At 53.1% G+C, this 8,913-nt stretch carries 11 protein-coding genes and 2 tRNA genes; 8 read left to right on the forward strand and 5 right to left on the reverse strand.

Features of this window, described 5'->3' with window-relative positions:
- Positions 1–323: 323 nt before the first annotated feature.
- Genes csgD through csgG form a run of 4 tightly spaced genes read left to right on the forward strand, consistent with a single transcriptional unit; the run spans position 324 to position 2,665 of the window.
- A complete protein-coding gene (gene csgD / locus IM317_RS15830) occupies positions 324–974 on the forward strand; it encodes a biofilm master transcriptional regulator CsgD (RefSeq protein WP_021240790.1) in 651 nt (216 codons plus the stop codon).
- A gap of 4 nt (positions 975–978) precedes the next feature.
- On the forward strand, positions 979–1,368 hold the full coding sequence (csgE, locus tag IM317_RS15835) for a curli production assembly/transport protein CsgE (protein ID WP_033145182.1): 390 nt from the start codon (positions 979–981) through the stop codon (positions 1,366–1,368).
- Positions 1,369–1,391: 23 nt separating this feature from the next.
- Positions 1,392–1,805: a curli production assembly/transport protein CsgF gene (gene csgF / locus IM317_RS15840; RefSeq protein ID WP_008500846.1), complete on the forward strand. Its 414-nt coding sequence runs from the start codon at positions 1,392–1,394 to the stop codon at positions 1,803–1,805.
- Between the two features lie 26 nt (positions 1,806–1,831).
- The gene (gene csgG / locus IM317_RS15845; RefSeq protein WP_025755858.1) at positions 1,832–2,665 is read left to right on the forward strand and encodes a curli production assembly/transport protein CsgG; all 834 of its coding nucleotides are present in this window, start codon (positions 1,832–1,834) and stop codon (positions 2,663–2,665) included.
- A 43-nt stretch (positions 2,666–2,708) separates the two neighbouring features.
- Here the strand turns inward: csgG and IM317_RS15850 are convergent, their stop codons facing one another.
- The 4 genes from IM317_RS15850 to ghrA form a co-directional block, all read right to left on the reverse strand.
- Positions 2,709–3,191, reverse strand: coding sequence for a DUF1097 domain-containing protein (locus tag IM317_RS15850; protein ID WP_072196684.1), 483 nt, complete (start codon positions 3,189–3,191; stop codon positions 2,709–2,711).
- 96 nt (positions 3,192–3,287) lie between these two features.
- On the reverse strand, positions 3,288–3,842 hold the full coding sequence (locus IM317_RS15855; RefSeq protein ID WP_033145180.1) for a molecular chaperone: 555 nt from the start codon (positions 3,840–3,842) through the stop codon (positions 3,288–3,290).
- Between the two features lie 21 nt (positions 3,843–3,863).
- Positions 3,864–4,601, reverse strand: coding sequence for a phosphatase (locus IM317_RS15860; RefSeq protein WP_033145179.1), 738 nt, complete (start codon positions 4,599–4,601; stop codon positions 3,864–3,866).
- Between the two features lie 84 nt (positions 4,602–4,685).
- Complete coding sequence (ghrA, locus tag IM317_RS15865) at positions 4,686–5,624, reverse strand: glyoxylate/hydroxypyruvate reductase GhrA (RefSeq protein WP_033145178.1); 939 nt, start codon at positions 5,622–5,624, stop codon at positions 4,686–4,688.
- Between the two features lie 232 nt (positions 5,625–5,856).
- Between ghrA and IM317_RS15870 the strand changes: the two genes are divergently transcribed.
- Positions 5,857–5,944: transfer RNA gene (locus IM317_RS15870), tRNA-Ser, on the forward strand.
- A gap of 147 nt (positions 5,945–6,091) precedes the next feature.
- Here the strand turns inward: IM317_RS15870 and IM317_RS15875 are convergent.
- Entirely contained in the window at positions 6,092–6,997 is a 906-nt protein-coding gene (locus tag IM317_RS15875) for a LysR family transcriptional regulator (protein WP_033145177.1), read from the reverse strand.
- 109 nt (positions 6,998–7,106) lie between these two features.
- Here IM317_RS15875 and IM317_RS15880 point away from each other — a divergent pair, with 109 nt between their 5' ends.
- From IM317_RS15880 to IM317_RS15890, 3 genes are all read left to right on the forward strand, one after another.
- Positions 7,107–7,967, forward strand: a complete 861-nt coding sequence (locus IM317_RS15880) for a pirin family protein (RefSeq protein ID WP_033145176.1) — start codon at positions 7,107–7,109, stop codon at positions 7,965–7,967.
- 20 nt (positions 7,968–7,987) lie between these two features.
- Positions 7,988–8,665 carry an isochorismatase family protein gene (locus IM317_RS15885; RefSeq protein WP_033145175.1) on the forward strand — a complete coding sequence of 226 codons (678 nt, stop codon included), beginning with the start codon at positions 7,988–7,990 and terminating at the stop codon, positions 8,663–8,665.
- Between the two features lie 137 nt (positions 8,666–8,802).
- Positions 8,803–8,890, forward strand: a tRNA-Ser gene (locus IM317_RS15890).
- The last annotated feature ends 23 nt before the right edge of the window (positions 8,891–8,913 follow it).

Genomic DNA, 8,913 nt, shown 5'->3' on the forward strand with positions numbered 1-8,913 from the left:
AACATAAAAATATTTTTATGATTTTTAAAATCTGTGCACATCTATTTATATGTACAACTTTTTCATCAATTATTACCATTAACAACAAGCAGTTTTCACAAATTAATATTGATTTTTACATTCTGTTACACGTTTAACACTTGCTTTAAACTTCGTAAAAGCTAGATTGAAATTAGATGTACGAAATTGGTTTTATATTTACCTCCCTGTGGAGGTTATGGTCTGATTCTACACACAGCAGTGCAACATCTGTCAGTACTTCTGGTGTCCTCTAATAAACAGGAGGACAGCTGCCAGGTGCCAAAAAAAAGTGGGGTTTCATCATGTATAATGAAGTCCATAGTTTACATGGTCATACATTACTGTTGATCACAAAACCTTCTTTGCAAGCGACAGCGTTATTACAACATTTAAAGCAATCTTTATCACTGAACGGGAAATTGCATAATATTCAACGTTCTTTTGATGATATTGCACCTGGCAGCATCATTCTTTTCGATATGATGGAAGCTGATAAAAAGCTTATCCATTACTGGCAAGATATTTTAAGCAGGAAAAACAATAATATCCGCGTGCTATTGTTGAATACGCCTGATGAATATCCTTTCAGAGATATTGAAAGCTGGCCGCATATCAATGGCGTGTTCTACGTCACGGAAGAAGAAGACCGGGTGGTAGAGGGGCTGCAAGGTATATTGCGCGGAGAGTGTTATTTTTCGCAAAAGCTTGCCAGCTATCTCATCACGCACTCCGGAAATTATCGCTATAACAGTTCAGAGTCCGCGCTGCTCACGCACCGTGAGAAAGAGATCCTGAACAAGTTACGCATTGGTGCTTCAAATATTGAAATCGCCCGTTCGTTATTTATCAGCGAAAATACGGTAAAGACGCACCTTTATAATCTTTTCAAGAAGATAGCTGTTAAAAACCGAACTCAGGCTGTTTCGTGGGCAAACGATAACCTCAGGCGTTAATCACATGAAGCGCACGTTGAGTTGGATCGCCGCAGCGAGTTTCCTGCTCGCTGCCGGGAATCTGAAGGCCGTCGAGGTCGAAGTTCCCGGATTGTTAACAGACCACACTGTCTCATCGGTCGGGCACAGTTTTTACCGCGCCTTCAGTGACAAATGGGACAGTACCTACACCGGAAATATAACAATCAACGAGCGGCCCAGTGCACGATGGGGAAGTTGGATAACAATAACGGCTAATCAGTACGTTATTTATCAAACGTTTTTATTCCCGACCAAAATAGACTTCGATAAAAACGTAGCCTTAGCACTGGCACAATCAGAAGACGCTATTAATCGCCTGCAAATAGATAAAGCCCTATTAAGCACCAGCGATTTAGCAAAAGACGAGTTCTAGCGAACCGATATGCGGAGGCTGTCATGCGTATTGCATATGCAGTTGTTTCGATAATGCTGATAACACCCATAAGCTGGGCCGGAAACATGACGTTTCAGTTCCGTAACCCTAACTTTGGCGGTAACCCTAATAACGGCGCGTTCCTGCTGAACGAAGCCCAGGCGCAAAACTCCTATAAGGATCCCAGCTTAAAGGATTTTAGCGTTGATACCCCGTCCGCACTGGACAACTTCACTCAAGCTATTCAGTCGCAGATTTTAGGGGGGTTACTGACCAACATTAATACCGGTAAACCCGGCCGCATGGTGACCAACGACTTTATCGTTGATATCGCCAATACTGACGGACAGCTTCAGTTGAACGTGACCGATCGTAAAACCGGAAGAATCTCCACCATTCAGGTTTCCGGTCTACAAAGTAATTCAACTGACTTTTAAACAATAGCTAAATAAGGACAACGATCATGCAGCGCTTCCTGATATTTGTTGCAGTGTGCTTATTGAGCGGTTGTTTAACTGCTCCACCTAAAGAAGCTGCAAAACCGACATTAATGCCTCGGGCCCAGAGTTATCGTGATTTAACGCATTTACCTTCACCTACGGGGAAAATATTTGTCTCCGTATACAACATTCAGGATGAAACCGGGCAATTCAAACCTTACCCGGCAAGTAACTTCTCCACGGCTGTGCCGCAAAGCGCCACCGCCATGCTGGTTACCGCGCTCAAGGATTCGCACTGGTTTATTCCGCTGGAACGTCAGGGGCTCCAGAACCTGTTGAATGAACGCAAAATCATTCGTGCCGCTCAGGAAAATGGCACCGTCGCGGACAATAACCGCATGCCTCTGCAATCTCTGGCGGCAGCGAACGTGATGATCGAAGGATCGATTATTGGCTACGAAAGTAACGTTAAGTCGGGTGGTGCAGGAGCTCGTTACTTCGGTATCGGTGCGGATACCCAGTACCAGCTTGACCAAATCGCCGTGAACCTGCGTGTGGTTAACGTCAGTACAGGCGAAGTGCTCTCTTCGGTGAACACCAGCAAAACCATTCTGTCTTATGAAGTGCAGGCAGGGGTATTCCGCTTCATCGATTACCAGCGTTTGCTGGAAGGTGAAATTGGCTACACCTCTAACGAGCCGGTCATGATGTGCCTGATGTCAGCCATTGAAACCGGCGTGATCTTCTTAATCAACGACGGTATTGACCGCGGGCTGTGGGATCTGCAAAACAAAGCAGACGTGCAGAACCCGATACTGGTGAAATACCGCGATATGTCAGTCCCTCCGGAATCCTGACAGGAAGCGCATAAAAAAGGCGAGATGATTATCTCGCCTTTTTTTATTCGCTCACCGCAGTGATGTTTTGCGCTTTTCCCCGTCGCGACGCCAGCCAAAGACCGCTGTTTTTCATGGCATAGCCAAACAGCAACCCCAGCGCCAGGGAGGGAACCACCAGCTTCCAGTCACCCTGCCCTGCAAAGGTCGCGCACGCCCCCATAAAGGTCCCCGGCACAAATGAAAGCAGCAGATGCTTAGCCTGGATGCACATTAAAAAGGCAACGACACCCGTCATGACGTACCCCAGCATCTCCATATGCGGCGCCAGCGCGCTGCCCTTCATGATCACCAGCGCCCAGATAACACCGCTCATCAGCGTGCAGCCAGAGATAAAGAGCCCTTTGACGCCCCCCTGCGGACAGGCGAAATAGGCGGTGCAGCCGAGGAACCCGGCCCAGCTGAGCAATCCGAGAGACACGGCTACCCATCCCCAGAGTCCGGAGAGAATACCTGTCGTTAGTGCGATACAAAGTAATATATTCATGGCGCGCATCTTAGCAGATGCGCACCATAGAAATGAGATCAGAAGCACATTACGTGCAAGTTGAAATGTTGAGTTGCAGAATTTATGTGATCTAAATCACTCTTCGTTCTCTTCTTCCAGCTCATCCCACATTGCCGCAATAGCGTCGCGGGTCAGCGGGGCCAGCGTTCTCCAGAACGGCGAGGTGGCATGCGCTTCGACTTTACCCAGGAATGTCCCGACCCACGGCAGCAGGTACGTTTCGAACAGGGTTTCGATGGCTTCATTCTCATCATCACCGGCGTTGTCTTCGATCCAGGACGCCGCCAGCAGCAGCGTACCGATATGATCGGCTGGCGTATCGCTCAGCGGCATACCGCGCGTGGAGAGAAACGCGCGGACTTCCGCTTCCGTTGCCCCGTCCTGCCAGGCTGAACGGTATGGCGAAACGCGGCACTCATCGCCAACGAACAGCGCATTGTAGTCCGTCGCAATCTGCTGCATGTCACAGCTTTTTTGCAGACGTTCCAGTAAATCATCCTGTTCCAGCGGCCAGTTCTGCGCCAGTTTGCCTTCACGAATTAACGTAAAGAGCGGAACCAACAGCGGGTCTTGCGGCTGGCGATAATAGAGCGTACCCAGCACGCGGCAGAGGATGGAAAACTCGTTCATTTTTATGATTCCATTACACAATTAAAGATCGGCAAATTCGGCTATCGGTTCCATTCCGCGCGACTCGAGGAAATCGAGCATGCGGCGTGGGGTCACGTTCAGGATTTGCGCTTCCGGGAAGTTAACATCATTCAGCACTTTCAGGCACTCGCTGAAATCGCCCAGCGTAAACGCGGTATGAGAATCTGAGCCCAGCGCCACCATGCCACCTGCGTCACGCACGGCGGCAGCCACTTCGCGGCAGTTGGCTTCACTGCCCTTACGCGAGTGCACAAAGGAGGAGTTGTTAATCTCCAGCGCCACGCGGTGCTTCGCTGCCGCCTGCGCGACAGCCTGAATATCAATCGGATACCTCGGGTTACCGGGGTGGCTGATAATGTGCACATTGCCGCTGGCAATGGTGGCAATCATCGCCGCGGTGTTGGTGTCTTTATCCTGAGGCGGGAAAACCGGCTCATGAAAACCGGCGAGGATAAGGTCAAGAGACGTCAGCATCGGGCCGGTGCAGTCGATCTCACCGTCGGTATTTTTGATGTTCGCCTCAATGCCGCGCAGTATCCCAATGCCGTCCACCAGACGTGGCCAGATCCGCATATTCACAAAATGCCAGTAGTGCGGCGCATCCGCCATGTCCGGGCCATGATCGGTGATCGCGAACAGCTTGATGCCTTTAAGCTTCGCCTGGGCGATATAATCATGGAGGTTGCTATACGCGTGGGTGCTGGCGACGGTGTGCATATGCAGGTCAACGGGATACATCTCTCTCTCCTCTGCGGTTTTTCCAAAGGATAGCAGTTATCAGCGGCGAATATTAGCAAAAACCCGGCGAACGCCGGGTTTCTCTCAGTAGCCGCGCTGTCTGTCGACCTGTCCGGTGACCGCGTTACCCTTTTCCATTTCGCTGATGGTATGGGATATATACGCCACCGCTTCTGCCGGACGCGTCACGGCAGCCACGTGCGGGGTCATCGCCACGCGCGGGTGCGCCCACAGCGGGCTTTCCGCGGGCAGCGGCTCACGGCTATAGACATCCAGCATGGCGCCTTTTAGCTTTCCGCTGTCCAGCGCCTTCAGCAGATCGCCTTCCACGACATGGACCCCGCGCGCCAGGTTCATCAGGTAGCTCTGATCGACGAGCTGATTGAGCAGGGCTTCATTGATGATCCCTACCGTTTCCGCAGTGTTTGGCAGCAGGTTAATAAGCACGCGTGTCCCTTTCAGGAATGCAGAAAGCTCATCCGTTCCGGCAAAACTCTCAACGCCCGGATAATCCTTGCGGCTGCGGCTCCAGCAGCGTAGCGGGAATCCCCACGGGGCAAGCGCTTCGGCCACTTTTGAGCCCAGCACGCCCGCACCGAGTATGCCGATCGTAAAGTCTTCGCGATGGTACTCCGGCAGCGGCTCCCAGTGGGCTCGCTGTTTAAAGGCCTGATAGTCATCGAAGCGGCGGAACCAGTGCAGTACCTGGCTCACGGCATATTCCTGCATTTGCTGGCCCATTCCGGTATCTTCCAGGCGGAAAAGGGGGATATCTTCCGGCAGCATTTCAGGGTGTGCCTTCAGTTTGCTCAGAATGGAATCCACGCCGGCTCCCAGGGCAAAAACGGCCTTCAGCTTGCGGCCCTGGAGCATTTCTACCGGAGGATGCCAGACCAGCGCATAGTCAGCATGTTCATTATCGCCACGCTTCCACTCGCGAACGCGTGCGCCGGGTAACGCCGCCGAAAGCGCCTTGATCCAGTATGCCGTATCAAACGTGGGGTGATAGAAAAGTATATCCATAGTCATTCCTGCCTTTTATTGCGCTGATTTATTTTGCTTTTTCACTGGACGGTCAGCATAACAAATTTATAGCGCAACTGTGTTGCTGATAAAAAAGACGCTTTCAGCACATTTAAGAATCATGTTGCCTGAAGTTTGTCTAAACGCGCTAAATTACTGAAAAAGTGAGTTGACGGCAGTTCGGCTTTTCCTTACATTAGCGCCCGTCCCGGCAACAACGGGATGACAATATGGTGAGGTGTCCGAGTGGCTGAAGGAGCACGCCTGGAAAGTGTGTATACGGCAACGTATCGGGGGTTCGAATCCCCCCCTCACCGCCATATTTAAGATGAGAGCTCGTACGAAAGTACGGGCTTTTTTCTTTTATATTCTCCGTAAAGGGGGGGATGAGAACCCCCGGTGCTATATGCAGCTCGGTGCGGCCTGAGCCCCTCACCCTGCCCCTCTCCCCAGGGGAGAGGGAAGTGTTACTCTTCCACCATCCGCGCATACTCTTCGGTCAGAAAATCCACCAGCGTCCTGACGGACGGCAGCAGGCCGCGCCGCGAAGGATAAACCGCGTGAATCACTTCGCGTCGGGGTTCCCACGCATCCAGCACCCGTACCAGTTCCCCCGTCGCCAGCTGGTCCTTGACCATCAAAATCGGCAGCTGCACCACGCCGATGCCTGCCATGGCAGCTTCACGTAGCGCCAGCATGTCGGTGGTGATCAATCGAGGGTGGTAATGGATCTCCGCTTTGGCACCTCCGGGACCGGACAGCTCCCATTTATGAATATGTTTCCCCTCGTTCATGCTTAACCCGGGCCAGGCACATAGTTCAGACGGCATGACGGGTTCTCCCATGCGTTGAATCAACGCCGGACCCGCGACCAGACAATGTCCCCTGTCAGCCAGCACCCTTAATACCAGGTCGCTGTCATCAAACGGACGCGGACGCACGCGGATCGCCACATCAATACCTTCGCCAACAAGATCGACCCGCCGGTTGGTCGCCTCAAGCTGAAGATTGATCCCGGGGTAGCGCGCCATAAATCTGGCCAGCATCGGACCCACGTGGACATGCAACAGAGTTATCGGGCACGTAATCCTGACAACACCGCGCGGTTCAGCCTGCAGTGCCGCCACGGCTTCCTCCGCGGCCTCGGCCTCCACCATCATCGCTTTACAGTGCTGGTAGAAGGTCTGCCCGACCTCGGTCACCGTAAACTGTCGGGTTGTACGGTGGATGAGCCGCACGCCAAGGCGTTCTTCCAGCTGCGCTATCCGGCGGCTTAACCTGGACTTTGGCAGATCAAGCGCCCTTCCCGCCGCCGCAAAGCCGCCGTAGTCCACCACCTTCACAAACCAGACGAAGTCATTGAGATCCTGCATAAATCCTCATCGTTCCATTTTCAGAACAGTGAATGCCAATTTCACTATCTACCGGAGTATTAACTCTGAATATAAGCTAATTACATCAACAGAACATCAGGAGTTAATCATGAAAAACGTAACAGGCGTTTATACCGCTCCCCGCCAGCACTGGGTTGGCGATGGTTTCCCGGTCCGTTCGATGTTTTCTTACCAAACCCACGGCGAGCCGCTGAGCCCGTTCCTGCTGCTGGACTACGCGGGCCCGTACAGCTTTCCGGCAGATGGGGCGAAACGCGGCGTAGGCCAACACCCTCACCGGGGTTTTGAAACGGTCACCATCGTCTATTCCGGTGAAGTGGAGCATCGCGACTCCACGGGCAAAGGCGGCGTCATTGGCCCCGGCGACGTGCAGTGGATGACGGCAGGTGCAGGCATTTTGCACGAGGAATTCCACTCCAGCGCGTTCTCGCAGAAAGGCGGAGAACTGAAAATGATGCAGCTTTGGGTCAACCTGCCGGCCAAAGACAAGATGGCGGCACCGGGCTACCAGAGCATTACCAAGGATGCAATCCCGGTCGTGACGCTACCGGATAACAGCGGTTCGCTGCGGGTTATTGCCGGTCGCTACGAGGCTGTAACCGGCCCGGCGCACACCTTCTCACCGCTCAACGTCTGGGACATCGCGCTGAACCTGGGAAGCCATCTGACGCTCAATCAGCCCGAAGGCTGGAGCACCGCGCTGGTCGTGCTTGAAGGCAACATCACGGTGAACGGTACAACGCAGGCGGGTGAAGCCCAGCTGGTCGTTTTGAGTCAGGAAGGCGACAAACTGCACCTGGAGGCGAACAGCGATGCCAAAGTGCTGCTGATGGCCGGCGAGCCGCTGAATGAACCCATCGTGGGCTATGGCCCGTTTGTGATGAACAGTAAAAGCGAAATCAACGAAGCCATTCGTGATTTTAACTCCGGCCGCTTCGGCCAGATCTGAAATTAATAAAGGAGAAGATAATGTCTACACCTGCGAATTTTAATGGCGCACGTCCGGTTATTGATGTGAACGATGCGGTGATGTTGCTTATCGATCACCAGAGCGGTCTGTTCCAGACCGTTGGGGATATGCCAATGCCGGAACTGCGCGCCCGTGCGGCTGCGCTGGCAAAAATCGCGACTCTGGCGAAGATCCCGGTGATCACCACCGCGTCAGTCCCGCAGGGACCGAACGGACCGCTTATCCCGGAGATCCACGCCAACGCGCCGCATGCGCAATATGTTGCCCGTAAAGGCGAGATCAACGCCTGGGATAACCCGGATTTTGTTGCTGCGGTGAAAGCGACCGGGCGCAAGACGCTGATTATCGCGGGCACTATCACCAGCGTCTGCATGGCCTTCCCGTCAATCAGCGCGGTAGCGGACGGCTATAAGGTGTTTGCGGTGATTGATGCCTCCGGCACCTACAGCAAAATGGCGCAGGAGATCACCCTGGCGCGCGTGGTGCAGGCCGGTGTGGTTCCGATGGATACGGCGGCGGTGGCCTCTGAGATCCAGAGAACCTGGAACCGTGAGGACGCAGCCGAGTGGGCTGAGGTGTATACCCACATCTTCCCGGCTTACCAGCTGCTGATCGAAAGCTACGGCAAAGCACAGGAAGTAGTTAAAAACAGCGAAGTGCTCGATTCACAGCGTTAATAACCCGTGCTGCGACAAGAGCTGATTAAGGCTTAACCGAACGAGCACGAATACAGAAAATCTGCTTGACCGTGTTAGCGCAACTCCCTATAGTAGCGCCCCGTTGCCCCCCAAGCGGTCAGGCAGCAAAAAAATATGGTGAGGTGTCCGAGTGGCTGAAGGAGCACGCCTGGAAAGTGTGTATACGGCAACGTATCGGGGGTTCGAATCCCCCCCTCACCGCCATCTTTAAAGAAGAGCTCGCATGA

Origin of the sequence: Enterobacter cloacae complex sp. S3 (assembly GCF_014930495.1) — a bacterium.
Taxonomy (GTDB): domain Bacteria; phylum Pseudomonadota; class Gammaproteobacteria; order Enterobacterales; family Enterobacteriaceae; genus Enterobacter; species Enterobacter asburiae_B.